Here is a 20,892-nt window from a genome sequence, read left to right as displayed (position 1 = left end):
GGCGATATACAATTCGTGAACAATCTATATGTGATGCAGGGTAGTGCACATGCAATAACAAAATAAATATAAATGAAACGGAAATTGACTTTGGTGATCATAACGCTGTTACTGGCACCGGTAGCAACCTTTGCACAGCAGTATGAAAAGAAGAAGAGCAAGGTCGTAACAGCTCCTGCACCTTTTTTGCCGGTTCCCAATGCCGCGCAGTTACGCTGGCACAAGGCAGAATACCTCATGTTTGTTCACTTCGGTATGAAAACATTCTATCCCAGTAACGATCATATGGGGTACGGGGTGGAAGAACCCGGGCGATTTAACCCGGTACATTTCGATGCCGGACAGTGGGTGGCCGCAGCCGAAGCTGGTGGGTTTAAAGGCATTGTCATCACCAGCAAGCACCACGACGGCTTCTGCAACTGGCAAACGCAAACTACGCGGCACAGTGTACAATCCTCACCCTGGAAAAATGGCAAAGGCGATGTGATAAAAGAAGTGGGGGATGCCTGCAGAAAAGCCGGCATTCAGTTCGGTATCTATGCTTCCATTATCGACAAACATTTTGAACGATTTGGTTCTCCGGATTACAAAACATACGGTGATTATTATTATGCACAGGTGAAAGAGCTGAGCACCCGTTATGGAAAAATAGATGAGTATTGGTTTGATGGTTTTAATGCAGACAAACTGAAGATTGATTATCCCAAAATAGCCAGGATGATCGCGGCTGAACAGCCGGATGCTGTATTTTACGACTCTAAAGTGCTGGTGAATACCCTTCCCAATCGTTGCCTGGCATGGCCCGGAGCACACGGGGCCGTTCGACCGGACCAGGACTACCGGCAACAGATAAACGATACGCTGCGCTGGTACCCAATGGAACCTTCCATAATCCTGCAGGGTAATTGGTTCCACGATGGCAAGCCGGCCGTAAGCCTGCAACAGATGCAGGATTATTACCTGGGTTCTGTTGGTTATGGCGTTACTGCGCTGATGAATGTGTCGCCTAATAGCGATGGTTTGATTGATGGTGCTACAGTTGATACACTGAAAGAATTTAGACAGTGGGTAAACCAGTTGCATCAACAGGACCCCGCTAAGTTTAAAAAAGCAAAGTCGTTATCAGGTTACAGAGGTAACGATAGAAAGTATGGTCCAGACAAAATAAATGACAACAACTACGATAGTTATTTCGCGACCGATGATAGTGTAACAACTGCTACGATTGATATTGAACTGGGTAAACCGGTGAAGATTGACGGGTTTATTCTGCAGGAATACATTCCGCTGGGACAACGGGTTGAAGCGTACAGCATAGAATGCCGGGTAGATGGCAAATGGACAGAAGTGTTTGCCGGGAAAAAAATTGGGTTCAAGCGAATCATCCTCGCGGGCAGAGTGTCAGAGAAGGATACCAGATTCCCGGTTGCAGATGCGGTTCGGCTTCATATTTCAAAAGCAGGTGCATCGCCGCTCATTAACAATTTCCAGGTGATCAGCCTTTAAGCAATCTTTCACCCGGTGCTGAATGCGATCGATACATTTAGTGTGGCATATGGTGATACGATCACATTGCGGTAATGCAGGGGCTGATCAAAAAAAAATCTCGCAGAGGCGCCTCTGCGAGATTTTTTTTGATCAGCCCCTGATAACTATTTGTATTATTTCCCAATTCCCCATTTTTCATTGGGAGTAGCGCCTAATGTGATTTGCAGCGTACCGCCTTTTATAAGGGTGCTATGCGGGAAACGGAAGTCAGTCAGTGGTTTACCATTTAACCTGGCTGATTGAATATAATTATTACCTGGTTTATTGTTGATTGTTGTTATAACAAATGTTTTTCCCGGGTAATAACGTTGGTCCAGCTGAATAGTGACCTTGTCAAAGATGGGGCTTGTTATTTCGTAATGGGGATTCACGGATGCACCGCCTTCCACATCAAACAGTCCTGTAGCCATTAATACGCCCAATGCACCTACCTGGCCCTGGTCTTCATCGCCGTTATAGCCACCGTAGGGTGTGGTGTCACCATAACATTCTTCCTTAATTCTTCGTACCCAATATTGGGTAAGCCATGGTTTTTTACAGTAATTGAACAGGTGCGCCATGTGGAGCGAAGGTTGATTTTCATAATCCAGCCAGCCTTCAGCATGGTGTCCATGTGGTACCACAAATTTGTATGGTGCGGCCTTCTCAAATTGTTGTTGCAGTTTTGCTGCAAATTTTTCATTGCCGCCGAGTAGTTGGATCAGGTCGGGGATATTGTGTGGTACATAGTAAGTGTAGATAGCAGCGTTGCTTTCGATAAAACCTCTTGCATTAAAGCCCTGGCTAACGGGTGTAAAGTCTTTCATCCAGGACCCGTCGAGTTCCCGCGGACGCATCCACCCGGCGCTACTGTCAAAAACATTGCGGTAACTGAAGGATCGTTGCAGGTAATATTGATAATCATGCATCATTCCTTTCCCTTTTGCAAATTGTGCCATGCACCAGTCCTGGTATGCGAAGTATAACGTCAGTGCGCAGCCTTCGCGATGCATCTGTTTACCATCAATGCCCTCTGGAACGTAGCCGCTGCTGATATAATGTTGCATATAGGGATGTGCTGGCAACTCGTATCCAACATGGTCCCGGATACCTCCAGGTGATGCATTTTTGATGGAGCCCTTATAGGCGGCTTCCACATCAAAGCTCCGGATACCTTTGTTATAAGCCGCAGCGATCATCGGAATGGCCTGATCTCCTGACATGACAAATGTATAATTGCCACCACTTGGGCCACGGGCAATCAATCCTGCATTTTTATAGTATTCTACCAGGGTAGAGATCATATCACTCATCACTTTCGGATAGGCGATAGACCACAAAATATTCAGGTTCCATTCGCTGCCCCAGAAACCGTCTGAATTATGCACGTTGAAAAGCGGTTTGCCTTCCTGGTCGGTAGGTATATGCCTGATCACCGTTGCCGGGCCTGTATTATCTGCGTATTGCCCGTTTACATCACTGTAAATATGACGGCCTAGCAGGCTATGCCAGAGGTCTGTATAAAATTTTATGCGTTGTTTTTCTGTACCGCCTTCAACTTTTATCTTTCCGAGCATCGTATCCCACTCGCTGTAGGATTCATTTACCACCTGGTCAAAATTCCAGTGTGGCAGTTCAGATTGCAGGTTAAGCCTGGCTTGTTCAATACTGGTGAAAGAGATACCTACCTTTAACAACACTGGTCCGGATGGTTGGTAAAAAGTAACATAACCGCCGGCTTCCTTGCCCGAAACCGCTTGCACGTTCTCCAGCAGCGTGCGTGTGACAGCAGTACCAGTTTTTTTCCAGCCACCAAATTTTGAGAAAGGCTGATTGAATTGGGCTACAAAATAAACCGTAGCTGTTTTTTTACGCCGGCTGGTGGGGGCCATAACGGAATAGCCTGAAAGCTGGCTGCCGTTTTCCACTTGGATAAATGCCGAGTCCATACGGCCTTGCCCTAAAGTGGCGCCAATATCCAGGAGTATATTGGCCGTGTCGGAAGCAGGAAAAGTATACCGGTGAAAGCCCGTACGGCAGGTGGAAGTCAATTCGGCAGTTATCCCATAATCGTCCAACACTACTTTGTGGTAGCCCGGTTTAGCTATTTCTTTATCATGCGTAAATTTTGACTTTACAGCCTCAAAGCCAAGTTGCCCTTTCATGGCGCCGGTCGTGGCCATCACTGGTATACCTGAAATTTCCCAGCAATGAACATGACTGAAGCAACGGATATAGGAAGAATCATATAGATAGCCGGAGTTCCAGCTACCAAGTGCCCAGGTATCCGGGCTTAGACTCACCATACCAAAAGGACGGCAGGCCGATGAAAAGAAGAACCAGCGTGATTTGTGGGTGTCAATGAATGGATTTACCTCATCTACCAGGCGTTTATTGGCCGTTTGACTGTTGCTTTGTAAAGCAAGTGCTGCAAGGAGAAATAGAATGAAAATCTTTTTGAGCATAAGATACCAGATCGTGCAGTAATGGACGAAAGTAACTGTTACCATGTCTTTAGCAACCAATCCCGGATAAAAATAATAGATCTTTTCACATGTTCAAACATATTGATTAAATATTCAGTTCATTCAGATGATCCAGGTAACATTCAGCAGTTAACAATTCAAAGTTGATGAATTCATTCACCAATCCATATGCGGGGCCGGAGAAAAAATGTTCCACGATGGAGAATTGCTGGACGGATAAAATAATGCCGGTTTATGCCGGACATGATACGCTGTAGGGACAAGGATGCGTGAAGGATACGTGAAGGATGCGTGAAGGATACCACAGGGATGTTGCTGTAGGTGGTTGTGGATCAATCGATAGTGAAAGATTTAATAGCCTGTGGTCTTCTGATCCTAATAGTTTATTAACCTTGAAGACAAAGGCAAAGAAATAACTTCTTTGCCTTTGTTCATTGAAAAATTATCAACTTTAATAAGGTTTGATCACCTGACCCGTACCGGCGCCGAATATTGCTTTGCGGAATCCGAATTCCAACTGCTGCATGGTCACAGGTACATCACCTGGGAAATAAGGAAAGTACTGTGGTGAATCTTCAATTACCGTTGGGCTTACTGCATTGATGCGTATCCCGTTGCCTAACTCTATCGCAGCAGCGCGTACAAAGCCCTCAACTGCGCCGTTGGCCGCAGATGCATTGGCGAAGTTCAGTTGCGGTTCATGGGTCAATGCTCCTGTGATCAGGGCAAACGAACCTTTGGGATTGATATAATGCTGCCCGATAAGGACCAGATTGATCTGTCCCATCATCTTACCTTCCACGCCTTTCCTGAATTCTTTATCTGTCATCCTGGACCAGGGCCCTACATAGGTTGGCCCGGCGGTGCTGATCAGGGCATCAAATGGCCCTACTTGTTTATACATATTTTCAATAGATACTGTAGAAGTAATATCGATCTGGACATCTGCTTCTTTGGTAGCGGCGGTTACAACGTCATGTTCGTTCCGGAGGGCTTTGGTCAGATATTTTCCCATGGTGCCTGTAGCACCGACAATGATTATTTTCATGCTTTCAATTTTATTATTGGGTGATTTAAAATTACTTGTGAGTGCCGGTCTTTAAAACTGGTCTATGATCATTTTCCTGCTGGCCGTCATGCCAGCAGCAGTACCAGTGGCCACGGCATTGGCCACTGTCCGGTGACGTCCTGTATTATCACCAGCGGCAAAGACACCGCAGATACTGGTCTCCATTCCTCCATCTACTTTGATATAGCCATCTTCCGTCATGGCGCATCCAAGTGATGGGGGAATTTCACAGTGTTGTTTTTTATTTTCCATCTGTTTCGATTTAGTAAAGTAATGCAAAGCTAGTCCGGCGATGTGGTGGGGCTGTAGGACAAATGCCCAGTTGTATAGGATGAATCTTAGAAACAGTAAAAACTCCTGATTTAAACATTAATTTTGGGCAGGTTAAATAGCCATGAAAGATATTCCTGTTAGACATATCACCCAGGAGGAAAAGGACTTTTCATCCAATGGATTCAATATCCGGGAACTCAGCAAGGTCCTGGCCGGAAAGGATATGGACCATCACATCCATAGACATGATTTTTATTTCATACTCGCTATAGAGCAGGGAAGAGGCTGGCATGAGATTGACTTTGTGAGATACGAAGTGTCTGACCATTCGATTTTTATCATTAGACCGGGACAGGTGCACCAGTTAAAACTGAGTGTAGGAAGTACCGGATATATTGTGGAGTTTGACAACAGTTTTTATCATCCGCAGGACAAGCTCACCAGGCAACGGCTGGTCAAGGCCGGTAGCAAGGATTTTTGTGTACTGGAAGCGGAACGTTTCTTCAGGCTTTCGAAAATACTGGCTTATATGCTTGAAGAGTACCAGCGGAGGGAGGAAGGGTATATAGCGGTAATAAAAGCAAACCTTGATATATTTTTTGTTGAGTTTATGCGCCAGCATCGCCGGCATGAAAGCGGGAACAAGCCAGAAGGGGATTATACCCAGACCCGTCTTGAAGAATTCTTAAACCTGGTGGATGCTAATATTGCCACACATAAACAGGTTGCACAGTATGCCGGCCTATTAAACCTGAGTACCTACCAGCTCAATGCGATTACCAAAACGTCGCTGGGTAAATCAGCTTCTACGGTGATCAATGAGCAGATACTTTTAGAGGCGAAAAGATACCTTTTAGCGACGTCCAATCAGGTAAAGGAAATCGCGGACCTGCTCGGCTATGAGGATATTTCCTATTTTATCCGTTTCTTTAAGAAGCATACCGGCTATTCACCGGAGGTATTCCGTAAGAACTTTAAATGAGTCCCGTCTAACTTCAGATTTGTCCTACTAACCAGGCTGTTTCCGAAATTAATTTTGCTTAATAAATTATTGTCAGCAATATAAATTTCGCAAGCATGAAAATGAAGCTCAAACTACTCGCCGCATTGAAGATATGGCTGGTCATCTATCCATCAATTACTCTTTTTTGGTTTCTGTTCGGACAGGCTCTCTCAACGTTACCCTTATTCCTACGGACCCTGGTCCTCACTGCTGTATTGGTACCCTGGATGGTATTCGTTGGTATGCCTCTGCTGGATGCAGCCTTTAGGCTGATTGGGCTGAAAAGGGAAAACAAATAACTGCTGTTCATCGTGTTTTTCAACCTCACGCCAGTCGTGAGGTTCTTTTTTTATTTCCTTTTGTATAACCTCGATTTTCTTCTCTGTTTGATAATAAATAATCCCGTATTACTACATGTTCGATTTACGACCGCTGATTTTTCCATCATCCGTAAAATTGTCAAATTCCGCACCCTCTATGATTTCCCAACCCAGCGATGCTAACATTGAAGCGGTTAGTACTTCGCTTCCGAATTCGGTCAGGTGGATATTCCCGTATTTGCAAAGAAGAAGTTGTACTTTTTCATCTTTATCGAAAAGGAAGATATACTCAGGTGCAGTCGGGTCACATCTTGTTATCCAAAACAATATTTCAATAAACTCCGGCAGGTTGTCTAAATCTACCATGAAAGCCTCTTTGTAGGTCCGTTTACCTACGGTTCGCTCCAGTAGGCTGTATGCATTCACCAATGGCTTGAACCCGTTATTATTGTTGCCAAAAAAATCAAGCTTAAGATGGGAAATAATAATGAGTTCCTGGGCTCCGATGATAGTAAACAACTCCTTCAACTTATGAGACAATAAGGCGGTAAACGTGTTAATGTCAAAGTGCCCTAACCCTATGATCTTATTAAAAGAAGCATACTCGATTGCTGTTATTTCAAAAAAATCAAATTGTTCCCGATATAGGTCTTCTTCATTGTCATCTTTGTAACATTGAAGCATGTCTTCATCGTAGAATGCTTGCTGCAGCCTGGATAATTCGGTGCCAATGATTTTCTTCGTCTGCACAATTTCTTTTCTTAAAGCGAGTGTGGTCATGGTAAAATGGTTCAAGTTAAATAAAATCTGTCGATGAAATTTAATTATTCTTAAATTGAAAGGCCTTTTACGTATTGTACTACATCTCGAAAAAAATATATGAAAATAATTGATAAACTCGCCTGGATAGAGATTAAGGATAAGTCGATATTATCTACAAAGTCTTTCGGAAAACAGAAGTATTATATTCCGGGTGGAAAAAGAGAACAGGGAGAGAACGATGAACAGGCATTGTGTCGTGAAATCCAGGAAGAACTTAGTGTTGAATTGGAAGCGGAAACGCTAAAGTTTGTCGGAACATTTGAAGCGCAGGCAGACAGCCATCCGGATGGTGTTTATGTGAAAATGACGTGTTACATGGCCAATTACAAAGGAGCGTTAAAAGAATCTGCGGAAATAGAAAATTTCAAATGGTTAAAGTATGCTGATAAAGATAAAATCTCTGAAGTAGATAAATTGATATTTGACTTTTTAAAAGATCAAAATTTAATCGACTAGTAAGAGACTGTTTTGATGTAAGCTGGGGAATACGCTGCTAATGCGTTGTTCCCCGGTTTTATTATTGGCGGTCATTTTAATTTATCTACCCTGTCGAAAAACTCATTTTGTAATTCGATGGTTTTGGTATCGGCCTTTACTGTTTTTAGCGCTTTGATAAACTGCGCAATTTCGTAGTCACTAATAAACTTCCCGAACCCGGCAGTCGATTTTGACGCGTCGCCAGCATAATGATTAGGGTAAGAGGAGTACCACCATATGGGCGTATACAAGCCTGGTAAGCTGGAACGTTGCTGGTTTTCGCCATTTTCACCGGAGGCCCGGGGCATCCGCATCAAGTCGGGGCGGTAGTGCAGTAAAATGGCTGTTTCACTCTCGCCTCCATGCAGATCGGTCTTTGCGTCGGTGGTGTGCCTTTTTTGGTATTCTTTGAGGAATTCCGGGTCGGTTTCCGGCCGGTACAGATAAACAGCATAGTTGTGGCGCTTATTCAATAGGCCTTGCATGAAAAATTCCAGGAACTCGGGATTGCCGCCATGGCCGTTCAGGATGATGATCTTATCAAAGCCGTTGCGGGCTATCTCATCGCAGGTAGCTTCCAGTAGTTCGAGGATCAATTTGTTGGGAAGCGAAAATGTGCCGGGCTGGTGCCGGGCTTCGTTGATCTGGCCATAGAAGTAATCCGGAAAGACTACTGCGTATTCCGATTTTACGGCACGTGCAGCCCATTCCCGTACATGGATCAGGTCTGTGCCGAGGGGCGAATGCAGGCCGTGTTTTTCGAGGATGCCGATAGGCAAAATACAGGTCCGGGAAGACTTTTGTAGCGCGGCTGGAAAGTCGCTGGCAACTAATTCATCCCAACGGGCCGGTAATTCCTGGGCAAAGGTGTAGTTGAAAACAAGGCAGGTGGCAAGTGTTATTAAGCAGCTTTTCATATTCTTTAAAGGTGGTTGATAGGTTTAAGAAGGGGGATCATGATCTATCGTTAAATTATTACACTTTTATATATGAAAGTAGCGAATTAATGAATAGCTATTAATGAAATTAATTCATGATTGGCATCCATTCGTGAAGGTGATAACAGGGAGGATATATATGGATGGAAGAGGCGATTTACCTGATTGGTTGTTTTTCCAGCTCCCTGATAACTACTTTTGCCATTTCCTTAGAGCTGAAAGGGTTTTGGCCGGTAATGAGGTTTTTATCTATCACTACATTTGAGGTCATGGGAATAATCGATTTTTTATAATCCGCGCCTCTCTCCTTGATCGCTGCCTCCAGATTGAAAGGTACTTCCTGCTTTCTTCTTGCTATCGTTTCTTCAAACCAGTTAAAGCCGGTCATTGATTTCCCTTTGATTAAATACGCTCCGTTAGAGAGTTTTACATTCAGCAATCCGCCTACGCCATGACAAATAGCAGCTACTATTTTATTCCTTTCGTATTGTTTACGGACGATGTCTTGTAAATTGGGGTCATCTGGAAAGTCATACATAGTGGCGTGTCCGCCCGCAAGATAAATACAGTCGAAAGAATCATTCTTAGCTTGCTTCAGGCCTACGGAATGATTCAGTTTGTCCATAAATGCAGGGTCCCTATAGTAACCCCTGGAGATTTTATCCAGTGCCCAGGATTTGAGGCTTTCAGGGTCAATGGGAACATGGCCGCCTTTGGGACTGGCAATAGTAATATCCAACCCTTTTTCTCTTGCACTGTGATAGATATGAGTAAGCTCGCTAAGCCATAGACCTGTTTTTAGGCTGCCGCTTGCATACATATCAACGTTGGTGACGACTAATAAAATGCTTTTCATTTTTTGAAATTTCTGATGTGGATAATGCCTGCTATTCATTGGCTATGGACGTAATGCCCTCCCGATAGGTCGTTATCTGAAAGTCAGGAAAACGCTTCCGGAATTTTGAGTCATCAAATATATTGTCGTGCTCATATCTTGGAAGCAGTTCTTGTAGCTCTTTTACACGGTTGTTGAATAGTGCGCCTATCTTAAAGATAAGCTTCGGGATAACGGAATACTTCAGTGCTGCATGATAAACCGTGGAAGCCAGTGCGATGAATTGTTTATACGTTAGCCTGTTATCATCAACCGGCAGATGCCAGGTTTGGTTGCAGGCATCCGGTGTATTGCCAATTAAGGCAGTTGCCCTGCTGGCATCGGGCGTCCAGATCAGGCTTCTTAATTTATCGTCCCGCAGTGGTACTTTCAGTTTTTTATGCTTTTTAATATTATCGAAGATTAAAGTATTGGTGATACTCTGCGTTTTGCCAGGGCCGTAGAATTCCGGCGCACGACAAATCACCGCTTCTATTGTTCCGGCTTTCATTTCTTGCAGAAGCATATCTGCCATTGCCTGTCGTACCCTGCCTTTTCTTCCCACCGGCGCAAAAGGTGTTTGTTCCGTGAGTATCCTGCCATCCTGCGGATACATGTAAGTATTATCGAAGAAAACCAGCTTGGCCCTGTTGATTTTACAGGCGTCGATGATGTTATGGGTGATACGAGGGAACTGCTCTTCCCACAAATCCGAACTGATCGGAAGACCTAAAGTGAAGTAAGCTATTTCACTGCCTTCTACAGCTTTGATGGCATTTTCCCGGATGGATAGATCTGCTGAAAAAATGCTGTCGGTATCATTTACTTTCCTGGCATTCCGGCTTACAATCCTGATATCGGAAGTGAAATTTCTTTTTAGTTCCCTTGCCAGCTCTTCGCCAATTTGTCCATTGGCCCCTAATATTGTCTGCATAATCTGAATTTAACGCAGTGGACCTGCAAGATGGATAATGATGTCCTATTAAAATAGCATATTATTTCTATATTAAACAGCCGGGAAGCTATTTGGTTTAGCTTGAATATATAAGCATCCCTGTATGAAGGAGGAAGCCTGTGCTGTTCATGGAAATGTCTTAATTTTACGGAAAGCATACCATATGGAGTTAACCACCGTACAATATAGAAGACACCGCCTTGCCTATTCAGTATCGGCGGTGATAGGTTTCCTGGCTGCATGGCAGGGCTATTACTGGTTGGCCAGTGGAAGCGTCAGTTCTTTTTTTGGCTGGGTATTTTTGATTATTGGCCTGATAGCATGCTGCGGCTGTACGTGGACGGCTATTCGAAAATCCCTGGTGCTGGAATTGAACCAGGAAGGGGTCTGGTATAAAGAAGATACTTATGACTGGCATTCTCTGCGCAGTTATGCCATCAGGAAGGAGGTGGCTGAAGGCGGCTTGTTCGTTTACCTGATATTGTTCTTTATGGATGGCAGAGAGCCGCTGGAGATCCAGCTGGATTGGCTGGAGAATAATGAGGCAATACCGGAACAAATGGAGGCCTACGCAAAAAAATTCCAGGTTCGGTTTGATGGGGTAGAGAGAAAAGAAATATAAGCGTCAAACGTATAGTTGTTGTTTCGAATAAACGAAATTGTGGAAATTCCCAGACCGGCAGCCCGCAGTTCCACAGATGACAACGGAAAACTCTTCCTTCCCGCAAAAAATCCGGATGTATTACCTAGTCATGGTGGGAAGAAAATTTCTTCCCACCATTTTCTTTTCTATATTGGATACGGATGAAAAAGTCCGTAGGAGTTCTATTTCAGAAAGATTGTCTAAGATTCCTCCAGAAACCAAGCACTCCACAATTTATTTACTTAACACAAAGTTTACAATAAATTAGCATGCCGTTTTTGTGTGCCATAAACTATTCCTCCTATATTCGTTGCGCTATTGTGAAGTGCTGTTTTAAGACAGCTATCTTAACTGTCTTGCTGGTTCCCCTTATATATCAATTGTTTCATTATATTTTATTATCCCACATCATCCTATTCTTATGAAAAGAAATCTACTCCTGTTTATCGGATTACTGCTTACCTATATAGCAGGTGCGCAGACCATTACCGGTGAAAAAAATCCTTGCCCGGAAACTTCGTATACGTATAGCATCACACTCAATCGGAGCTGTGGCCGACCAGTTATTGATGCTGATAACGGTGCCGTTTCCGTTGGTCCGATTACCGGCCGAGATGTATCTGAAGCACAAACAGAATACAAGGTAGACATCAGCTGGAAAAATGAGTACAGAATACTATCTGGAACTACTCAAAAAGCAGTTCCATTAAAAATGACCGCCTGTGGCAATACTTATCAGCTGGATGTATTCCCTAAAGGAATGACTGCACTGGCATTTTCTTCATTTACCCCTGCCATTCCCTGCGATTTCAGAAATTATAAGGAATATGCAATTTATAAGCCCATCAATGGGGCTGATTTATCCATGTGGAGTAACAATGCCGGCTGGGGAGGATTCGGGGGAGCTTTTACTGATAATATCAATTTTACTAATGGTAATCCGGGTACTATTACTGTTACAGTACAACATAAAACCTGTTATGGTGTAAGTAAATCCATTTCTGCCAATATCAGTAGATCTGCACCAGAACAGGCTCCCATATTTGACAACACTACACCCATTACCATCTGTGCTGATGCCGGCATTACCGTTGCAGCTGCTGCTGGTATACCTTCCGGCTACGAATGGTATATCGTGCCAGCTAATGCAGTTAAAATAAATGGCACTTTTTCAAACAATGCTGCCACCCCATTACTTACAACCAGTGCTACCGTAACCCTCAGCCCTGGTACTTATAGCGGTACGATACAACTATATGGCCGTTCTGTATTCAATGGTTGTGGTAGTACTCCTTATGCTGTTAAAAATATTCAGGTAGGTACGCCAGCAGTAAATGTTTTTCAACCAGGCAACCAATACTATGACCAGCCACCGGGAAATATCCTGTATGTATGTCCAAATGAATTGGTTGCATTAACCCCGGTACTTAATGTGAGCAAAGAAAGTGCCTTGCAACATCAGTGGGAAGTAGACCCTAACTATAGCTATCTTAACAGCACAGAAGAATATGGATTACTAATACGCACCAGTGCTATTGCCAGAACGGTTATTCAAATGCGTTACCGGTTTAGAACAGCTTGTGGATGGAGTAACTGGGCAAGTTATGCGATATGGAACAAGGATTGTGATCCAACTGAAGGGCCTTGGTTTGCAAAAGCAATTACCACCACACAAAATGCTGTCTTACCTGGCAAAAAAGCCAATACCTTTGATTTTACCCTGTTTCCAAATCCTACCAACGATGTGGTATATATCAACATTAATCTGGCAACTACTGCTGATAATAAGTCTGCACAAACACCAGTAATAATACAAATCATGGATGTTCATGGCAATCAGGTATTATCCAATACTTATCCGATATCTCCACGTTTGTCCGTATCTGTTAAAGACTTACAACCGGGTACTTATATCTTGAAGATGACGTATAATCATCAGTTGTCTTCTCAAAAATTTATTGTTACCAAATAATTGTCTGGGGCTGGCCGTATCAATGGCCAGCCCTATTTTTCTTCCGTTTTTCTCTTCTTGCCAATAGCTTCCTTATCATATAGCATTATTTTAGCAGCTGGTAGCTGTTCCTTTAACTGTAAACCATCAGGCAACATCTTTACAGTAGCAGCAGAAAAATGCTTGGTTACACAACCTAGGTAGTAACACAAGCCCGGATTATTCTGAAAGAAAATGCCCGCATTAAAGAAATTATTGCAGATCAGAAGAAAGAAGTACAAGGTATTCTTAAAGTAGGTATTATTCCTACATTGGCTCCCTATCTGCTTGCACGTATTTTAACCGGATTTATGAAAAAATATCCGAAAGTAAAATTGGAGATATGGGAATATCCTACGGAACAGATTATCCAGCACCTGAAACAAGAATTGTAAGATTGTGGGTTACTGGCCTACTCCACTTCATAACCAACACCTGGAAGAACATCCTTTGTTTTATGAATCCTTTGTAGTGTATGCTGCAAAAAGCAATTATCTGTTTGAGAAAAAAGTAGTACGCCCAGAGGATTTGGATGTAAAAGAAGTCTGGCTCTTAAATGAAAGCCTTCAGCTCCAATCAGGTATCATTTATTTGCAGAGCTAAAGAGAATAGAAAATTCGTCGAACATGAATCCTTTATAACAGAGAAACAGGAGATGGATTTAGGCCAGTCCCATCTTGTAAAAGATTGCAGAGTCCAATTGTATTCGGGTCTATTAATCAATAACAAACGGGGCAATCAACACCGCAAGGAATATCTTGTGGATACCCATTTTCGACTTGTTGTAGTCAAAAGCAAAAAAGACGATAAGCAAATTTGGATTTTAACTAATGATTTTGAACAATCAGCTAAAGATATAGCGCTGGCTTATAGAAGAAGGTGGGATATAGAGGTATTCTTTCGTTTTATAAAACAAGAACTAAACGTTAGCCATCTGGTTTTATTAAATAAAAATGGAATCCAGGTAATGCTGTATATAACCCTAATTGTAGCGATGATGGTACTGATGTATAAAAAAAGGAACGAAATAGGATATAAAACAGCTAAAAGACGAATGGCTATGGAAGTCAGGGATCTGGCAATTGCTCAAATTGTTGTCTTATGTGGTGGAAATCCTGATCTGTACTTTAAAACTTAAAAAGAAATGGTCGGAATTTCTTCCGACCATGACTAATGTATTACCCCTGTTTTTGTAACGTCCGATAAAAATTATAATAGTCAAAATGACATTTGTTTATTATTTTTGACGACACCACGTTTCCGGGCCGTTCTAAAACGGCGTATATACATATTATAGTTATGAAAAACGTAAAAATCACCCTGGCCATCTTTTTTCTATCGCTAACGCATGTATGGGCGCAGTCGAAAGCGGTCCTGATCGCTAGTCCTGATCAGAAAATACAGGTGGCCGTATGGAGCGGGAGGGAAGGCGAGATCCGCTACCAGGTGACGCATCATCATACAGTTGTGATAGACTCTTCCGTGCTGGGGTTGGAGCTGGCGGATGCTGACAGGACGCACCCCTTCAACTTTGTTTCTGCCTCCGGTACCCGTTTGGTGAATGACCGCTACCGGATGATCTACTATAAAAAATCGATGGTCAGCTACCAGGCGAATCAACGGGTGCTACATTATGTCAATGAAAAGAAAGCAGGGGTGAGCATCGTATTCCAGGTATCCAATGATGCCGTGGCATTTAAATATTTGCTTACAGGCAAATCAACCGGTATACAACAGGTGGTAAAAGAAAATACCGCTTTTAATTTCCCGGCAGGAACAGCTACCTGGCTGCAACCAATGCAGGTAGCTAAATCAGGATGGGAAAGCAGCAACCCTGCCTATGAAGAACATTATCATACAGACGTGCCCGTGGAAAATGTAGGAGAGAACAAAACCGGCTGGGTATACCCGGCGTTGTTTAAAGTAAAAGAGAGCTGGGTGCTCCTGACAGAATCAGGGCTGGATAGCCAGTATTGTGCCACCCGTCTGTTATCCACCCGTACTCCTGGCAATTTTACAATTGGGTTCCCGGACCCCAGGGAGGTCATCACAGGCAAGGGCTATCTGCCGCAGGCTACCTTACCATTTTCTTCACCATGGCGGGTAATTACTATCGGGTCTCTCGAAACCATCATCACCTCCACAGCAGGCACTGACCTGGCGAAACCCGCTGTTGTCCAAAATACGTCGTTTGTCAAGCCAGGTAAGGCATCCTGGAGTTGGATCAATTCCAAGGACGATTTCATCACTTATGATGAACAGGTTCGGTACATTGATTTTGCTGCGGATATGCACTGGCAATATTGCCTGGTAGATGCTGACTGGGACCGGAAAATAGGCTATGCGCAGATGCAAAAGCTGGTTGATTACGCGAAAGGAAAAAACGTATCCTTATTGCTTTGGTACAATTCTGCCGGAGATTGGAATACGGTGAAATATACGCCTAAAAACCTTTTGCTCACGCATGAAAGCCGTATGAAAGAATTTGCGCGAATCAGGAAAATGGGCGTTAAAGGTGTGAAAATAGATTTCTTTGCCGGTGACGGGCAGTCCGTAATAAAATACTATATCGATATCCTGAATGATGCCGCAGCCAATAGGCTGATGGTGAATTTTCACGGTGCAACGCTGCCGAGAGGATGGGCGCGTACTTATCCTCATTTGCTGACAGCTGAGGCGGTGAGAGGGTTTGAGAATGTCACCTTTAACCAGGCCGACGCAGACAGGGAAGCTGAAATCTGCACAGTACTGCCATTCACCAGGAATGTTTTTGATCCCATGGATTATACGCCTGTGAACTTATATAAAGTGCAGTCGGGCGTTCAGCGCAAAACCAGCAATGCGTTTCAACTGGCATTGTCAGTAATGTTTCTCTCCGGGATACAACACTATGCTGAATCTCCGGAAGGAATGGCAAAAGTAGACGCACAGGTAAAAGCTGTGCTGCGTGAATTGTCATCCACCTGGGATGACGTGAAATTCCTGGCAGGATATCCCGGCAAATATGTGGTGCTGGCCAGGAGAGCAGGCAAAAAATGGTATATCGCCGGGATCAATGCACAACCGGTATCCCAAAAGGTCCCGATTGACCTCGCCATCTTCGGCAAAAGGAATGCGCAGCTGATCACAGATGGAAACGATTCCTTCTCTTTTCATATCGAAAATATCAATGCGGCCGCAACGCCGGTGAAGGAGGTGGAAATGAAAGCCTCCGGTGGGTTACTGATGGTACTGGAATAAATCACGATGATAGTATCTCAAAGAAGTCAAAACTTTAACAGAGGCGCCACTTTTGAGGTGCCTCTTGTTTTTGGGTATAGAATATTGTGGGCGTAAAATATTATCGATGGAATGCTTTACAGTTCAATGGTTTATCTTTTTTAAAAGTTTTTTTGATGTTTTAATTGTAAATGTGACAATTGTTTTGTTCTTTTGAATTGTCGCAACGAACGATCGGTTTTTTAAATCCATGTTATGAAAATTACAGTGCCGTTATACATGCACAGGGATACCTGTTGCCTGATGTTTTCCACGGAAGCAACACCAGCCAATCATTTTGCTTTTTTATTAAATGTCAACTAAATAATTAATATGAGCTCATCCTGGGTAATAGGAGTAGACTATGGTACGGACTCGGTACGTGCCATCATCGTGGATGTACACAACGGAAATGAAATAGCCTCCGCTGTATTTTATTACCCGCGCTGGAAGGACGGTCTGTACTGCAACGCCGCAGAAAGCCGGTTCCGCCAGCATCCCCTGGACTATATAGAGGGGCTGGAAGCTACCATCCGGCAGTGCCTGCAACAGGCGGGGCATGGGGCTGCAGCTAATATTAAAGCCATCTCCGTGGATACTACCGGTTCTACGCCGGTAGCAGTAGATGAAACCGGCACGCCACTGGCACTCACGCCCGCTTTCCGGGATAATCCCAACGCCATGTTTGTGCTATGGAAAGACCACACGGCGCTGAAGGAAGCCGCTGCCATCAATGCTACTGCCGCCACCTTTAAACAGGATTATCTCCGCTTCGTGGGAGGGATTTATTCGTCAGAATGGTTCTGGGCCAAGCTGCTGCATATTCTCCGGGCAGATGAAGCAGTGAGGAAAGCCACTTACTCCTGGGTAGAGCACTGCGATTGGATACCCTTTCTGTTGTCTGGCGGAAAACATATCCGGCAGATGAAGCGCGGCATTTGCAGTGCAGGTCACAAGGCTTTGTTTGCCACAGAGTTCTGTGGTCTGCCCCCGGATGCTTTTTTCTCCGCAGTAGATCCGCTATTGCAGGGATTTACCAAACGGCTGTTTACAAGGACCTATACCGCCGGCGAAGCAGCCGGCCATCTTTGCCCGGAATGGGCGGAAAGGCTGGGGCTCTCCACCGATGTGGTGATCGGTATCGGCGCCTTTGATGCTCATATGGGCGCCGTAGGCGGACAAATAGAGCCTTACCATCTCAGCAAGGTAATGGGCACTTCCACCTGCGATATGCTGGTGGCGCCCATGGATGAAATGGAACACAAGCTGGTAAAAGGCATTTGCGGACAGGTACCCGGCTCTGTGATTCCCGGTATGATGGGCATGGAAGCGGGGCAATCTGCCTTCGGTGATGCCTATGCCTGGTTCAGCAACGTATTGGCGTGGCCGTTACAACACCTGCTGTCATCCTCCTCCCTCATCACCCCTGAAATCGCCGCCAGACTGGCGCAGGAGACCTCTGGCAGGATGATCGCCGAGCTGGCCGTGCAGGCGGCGCAAATCTCCCCGCAGGAACAGGACGAGCTGGGGATCGACTGGCTTAATGGCCGCCGTACTCCCGACGCGGACCAATCGCTCAAAGGCACGCTCACCGGCCTGAACCTGGCTTCAGACGCGCCGCGCATTTTCCGGGCCGTGGCGGAATCCACCTGCTTCGGCGCCAAAGCCATTGTAGAGCGCTTTGAAAGAGAAGGCGTGCCTGTAAAGGGACTGATAGGCATCGGCGGCGTAGCGAAAAAATCGGCCTTCATTATGCAGATGATGGCCGATATCATGAACATGCCTATACGGATACACCGCTCGGAGCAAACATGCGCATTAGGCGCTGCTATGTTCGCCGCTACGGCCGCAGGCATCTTCAGCAGGGTGGAAGAGGCCATGGAAGCGATGGGGCAGGGCTTTGAAATAACCTATCAGCCTGATGCCCATCATGCAGGCATATACGAAAACAGGTACCGGAAGTATAAAACATTAGGCGCATTTAGCGCCACCGTTAACAGTGATTAATTGTATGCAACAGTATCAACATATCCGGCAGGCGGCATACGATGCCAATATGCAGCTGCCTGCACTCGGACTGGTCATCTTTACCTTTGGCAACGTCAGCGCGGCAGATCGCCGGCTGGGCGTGTTTGCCATCAAACCCAGCGGCGTTCCCTATGCGGAGTTGTCTCCCGAAAAAATGGTGATCGTAGACTTCGATGGGAAAACAGTGGACGGGCAGCTACGCCCTTCTTCTGATACCCTCACCCACGCTGTATTGTATAAACACTGGGAACATATCGGTGGTATCGTGCATACGCATTCTACGTATGCTACGGCATGGGCGCAGAGCCAGCGCGATATCCCTATCTATGGCACCACCCACGCAGACCACAATACGATGGACATTCCATGCGCTCCGCCCATGCCGGATGACATGATCGCCGGCGACTATGAATACCAGACCGGCTTCCAGATCATCAACACACTGGCGGAACGCGGGGTGTCTTATGAAGAAATAGAAATGATCCTGGTAGGGAACCATGCTCCCTTCACCTGGGGCCCAACACCTGCCAAAGCAGTATATAACAGCGCCGTATTGGAGTCGGTAGCACAAATGGCTTATCTCACAGAATCCATCAACGGGAATGTACCCCGACTGAAAGACGCGCTGATCAAAAAACACTTTGAACGTAAACATGGCCCCCATTCCTATTACGGGCAGTAAAACAAATGAACATGATTAATCTGAAAAATTACGAGGTCTGGTTTGTAACCGGCAGCCAGCATTTATATGGTGAAGAAACATTAAAACAGGTAGCCGCCCACAGCCAGGAAATTGCCGCTTCGCTACACCGCGATACCCGTATACCCGTTACCGTGGTATATAAGCCCACCGTAAAAACGGCGGATGAAATTTACGCGGTATGTATGGAAGCCAACAGCACGCCCAATTGTATCGGCGTCATCACCTGGATGCATACCTTCTCGCCGGCCAAAATGTGGATACGCGGACTGAAAGCATTGTCCAGGCCCATTTGCCACCTGCATACACAGTATAACCGCGATATCCCCTGGAGCGAAATAGATATGGACTTTATGAACCTGAACCAAAGCGCCCACGGCGACAGGGAGTTCGGGTTTATGATGAGCCGCATGCGGATCAACCGTAAAGTGATCACCGGCCATTGGCAGGACCCGGAAGTGCTGGCAGAGCTGGGAGCCTGGGCCAGGGTGGCCGCAGGGTGGCACGACTGGCAGGGGGCCCGCTTTGTCCGTTTCGGCGATAATATGCGGTATGTGGCGGTAACAGATGGCGATAAAGTGGAAGCGGAGTCGAAGCTGGGTTTCTCCTGTAACACACACGGCATCGGCGATCTCGTCAATGTCATTAATAGTGTTTCTGACACAGCAGTGACGGCACTGGTGAAGGAATACGGGGAGGCATATACGGTTTCTGCCGCACTGTTGCAGGACCAGGCGCTGAAAGATGCGGCCAGGATAGAACTGGGGCTGAAAACATTCCTGGAAGAAGGGAATTTCAAAGGCTTCTCTGATACTTTTGAAGACCTGCATGGTATGATACAGTTGCCCGGTATTGCGGTGCAGCGGCTTATGAAAGCCGGGTATGGCTTTGCCGGCGAAGGCGACTGGAAAACGGCTGCACTGGTACGCGCGATGAAAGTAATGGGCAGCGGTTTACCTGGCGGCAACTCTTTTATGGAAGATTATACCTACCACTTTGACCCATCCAATCCCATGGTGCTGGGCTCTCATATGCTGGAAATCTGTGAGTCTATTGCGGCCGGCAAACCATCCTGTGAAAAACATCCGCTGGGAATAGGAGGGAAGGCGGACCCGGTGCGGCTGGTATTTAACTCCGCTGCCGGTCCTGCTATCAACGCTTCCATCGTGGATATGGGCAACCGTTTCCGCCTGCTGGTAAATGAAGTGGAGGCCGTGGCGCCACCACAGGACCTGCCTAAGTTACCGGTAGCGCGTGTGTTATGGAAGCCCTATCCGGACATGAAGAAAGGCTGTACCGCCTGGATACTGGCCGGTGGTGCACATCATACCTGTTATAGCCAGAATCTTACCTCCGCGCATATGCAGGACTTTGCGGACATGGCAGGTATCGAACTGGCCCTCATCGGCAGGCATACCGACCTCCGTGAGTTCAGAAATGAGCTTCGCTGGAACGATGCCTGTTATCGATAATTTCATTCGCTGCGTGTGTTCCCGGTAAACGCCGGGAACACACGCAGTGGTATCATA

Annotated in this window: 19 protein-coding genes; 12 read left to right on the top strand and 7 right to left on the bottom strand. The window is 45.4% G+C overall.

Annotated features, from left to right (window positions below):
* Positions 1-72 precede the first annotated feature (72 nt).
* The gene (locus HHL17_RS20550) at positions 73-1,506 is read left to right on the top strand and encodes an alpha-L-fucosidase (RefSeq protein ID WP_169226665.1); all 1,434 of its coding nucleotides are present in this window, start codon (positions 73-75) and stop codon (positions 1,504-1,506) included.
* 155 nt (positions 1,507-1,661) lie between these two features.
* On the opposite strand, the gene HHL17_RS20545 is transcribed toward HHL17_RS20550, so the two are convergent.
* From HHL17_RS20545 to HHL17_RS20535, 3 genes are all read right to left on the bottom strand, one after another.
* Complete coding sequence (locus HHL17_RS20545) at positions 1,662-3,992, bottom strand: GH92 family glycosyl hydrolase (RefSeq protein ID WP_169226664.1); 2,331 nt, start codon at positions 3,990-3,992, stop codon at positions 1,662-1,664.
* Positions 3,993-4,464: 472 nt separating this feature from the next.
* Complete coding sequence (locus HHL17_RS20540) at positions 4,465-5,061, bottom strand: short chain dehydrogenase (protein ID WP_169226663.1); 597 nt, start codon at positions 5,059-5,061, stop codon at positions 4,465-4,467.
* Positions 5,062-5,112: 51 nt separating this feature from the next.
* Positions 5,113-5,334, bottom strand: coding sequence for an FAD-dependent oxidoreductase (locus tag HHL17_RS20535; RefSeq protein WP_169226662.1), 222 nt, complete (start codon positions 5,332-5,334; stop codon positions 5,113-5,115).
* A 142-nt stretch (positions 5,335-5,476) separates the two neighbouring features.
* On the opposite strand from HHL17_RS20535, the gene HHL17_RS20530 reads away from it, so the two are divergent.
* The gene (locus HHL17_RS20530; RefSeq protein ID WP_169226661.1) at positions 5,477-6,337 is read left to right on the top strand and encodes a helix-turn-helix domain-containing protein; all 861 of its coding nucleotides are present in this window, start codon (positions 5,477-5,479) and stop codon (positions 6,335-6,337) included.
* Between the two features lie 95 nt (positions 6,338-6,432).
* Positions 6,433-6,657 (top strand): hypothetical protein, encoded by a 225-nt coding sequence (locus tag HHL17_RS20525; protein WP_169226660.1) that lies wholly within the window; start codon positions 6,433-6,435, stop codon positions 6,655-6,657.
* Positions 6,658-6,768: 111 nt separating this feature from the next.
* Here the strand turns inward: HHL17_RS20525 and HHL17_RS20520 are convergent, their stop codons facing one another.
* On the bottom strand, positions 6,769-7,458 hold the full coding sequence (locus HHL17_RS20520) for a hypothetical protein (RefSeq protein WP_169226659.1): 690 nt from the start codon (positions 7,456-7,458) through the stop codon (positions 6,769-6,771).
* Positions 7,459-7,557: 99 nt separating this feature from the next.
* On the opposite strand from HHL17_RS20520, the gene HHL17_RS20515 reads away from it, so the two are divergent.
* Complete coding sequence (locus tag HHL17_RS20515) at positions 7,558-7,956, top strand: NUDIX hydrolase (protein ID WP_169226658.1); 399 nt, start codon at positions 7,558-7,560, stop codon at positions 7,954-7,956.
* 71 nt (positions 7,957-8,027) lie between these two features.
* Here HHL17_RS20515 and HHL17_RS20510 read toward each other — a convergent pair whose 3' ends face one another.
* The 3 genes from HHL17_RS20510 to HHL17_RS20500 all read right to left on the bottom strand — a co-directional run bounded on the left by HHL17_RS20510 (position 8,028) and on the right by HHL17_RS20500 (position 10,723).
* A complete protein-coding gene (locus HHL17_RS20510) occupies positions 8,028-8,894 on the bottom strand; it encodes a creatininase family protein (protein WP_169226657.1) in 867 nt (288 codons plus the stop codon).
* A 178-nt stretch (positions 8,895-9,072) separates the two neighbouring features.
* Positions 9,073-9,771, bottom strand: a complete 699-nt coding sequence (locus tag HHL17_RS20505) for a type 1 glutamine amidotransferase domain-containing protein (RefSeq protein WP_169226656.1) — start codon at positions 9,769-9,771, stop codon at positions 9,073-9,075.
* A 31-nt stretch (positions 9,772-9,802) separates the two neighbouring features.
* Positions 9,803-10,723: an NAD-dependent epimerase/dehydratase family protein gene (locus tag HHL17_RS20500; protein WP_169226655.1), complete on the bottom strand. Its 921-nt coding sequence runs from the start codon at positions 10,721-10,723 to the stop codon at positions 9,803-9,805.
* 124 nt (positions 10,724-10,847) lie between these two features.
* Here HHL17_RS20500 and HHL17_RS20495 point away from each other — a divergent pair, with 124 nt between their 5' ends.
* The 8 genes from HHL17_RS20495 to araA all read left to right on the top strand — a co-directional run bounded on the left by HHL17_RS20495 (position 10,848) and on the right by araA (position 20,835).
* The gene (locus tag HHL17_RS20495; protein ID WP_169226654.1) at positions 10,848-11,366 is read left to right on the top strand and encodes a hypothetical protein; all 519 of its coding nucleotides are present in this window, start codon (positions 10,848-10,850) and stop codon (positions 11,364-11,366) included.
* Between the two features lie 442 nt (positions 11,367-11,808).
* Entirely contained in the window at positions 11,809-13,359 is a 1,551-nt protein-coding gene (locus tag HHL17_RS20490) for a T9SS type A sorting domain-containing protein (protein WP_169226653.1), read from the top strand.
* A 290-nt stretch (positions 13,360-13,649) separates the two neighbouring features.
* A complete protein-coding gene (locus HHL17_RS33965) occupies positions 13,650-13,772 on the top strand; it encodes a hypothetical protein (protein ID WP_394353278.1) in 123 nt (40 codons plus the stop codon).
* A 161-nt stretch (positions 13,773-13,933) separates the two neighbouring features.
* Positions 13,934-14,515: a transposase gene (locus HHL17_RS20480; protein ID WP_206156110.1), complete on the top strand. Its 582-nt coding sequence runs from the start codon at positions 13,934-13,936 to the stop codon at positions 14,513-14,515.
* A gap of 161 nt (positions 14,516-14,676) precedes the next feature.
* A complete protein-coding gene (locus HHL17_RS20475; protein ID WP_169226652.1) occupies positions 14,677-16,617 on the top strand; it encodes a glycoside hydrolase family 97 protein in 1,941 nt (646 codons plus the stop codon).
* A gap of 351 nt (positions 16,618-16,968) precedes the next feature.
* Positions 16,969-18,642, top strand: a complete 1,674-nt coding sequence (locus tag HHL17_RS20470; RefSeq protein WP_169226651.1) for a ribulokinase — start codon at positions 16,969-16,971, stop codon at positions 18,640-18,642.
* Between the two features lie 4 nt (positions 18,643-18,646).
* Positions 18,647-19,345, top strand: coding sequence for an L-ribulose-5-phosphate 4-epimerase (locus HHL17_RS20465; RefSeq protein ID WP_169226650.1), 699 nt, complete (start codon positions 18,647-18,649; stop codon positions 19,343-19,345).
* Between the two features lie 11 nt (positions 19,346-19,356).
* The gene (gene araA / locus HHL17_RS20460; RefSeq protein WP_169226649.1) at positions 19,357-20,835 is read left to right on the top strand and encodes an L-arabinose isomerase; all 1,479 of its coding nucleotides are present in this window, start codon (positions 19,357-19,359) and stop codon (positions 20,833-20,835) included.
* The last annotated feature ends 57 nt before the right edge of the window (positions 20,836-20,892 follow it).

It is taken from the genome of Chitinophaga fulva (genome assembly GCF_012927205.1).
Taxonomy (GTDB): Bacteria; Bacteroidota; Bacteroidia; order Chitinophagales; family Chitinophagaceae; genus Chitinophaga; species Chitinophaga fulva.
This window is presented reverse-complemented; position numbering and strand designations above follow the sequence as displayed.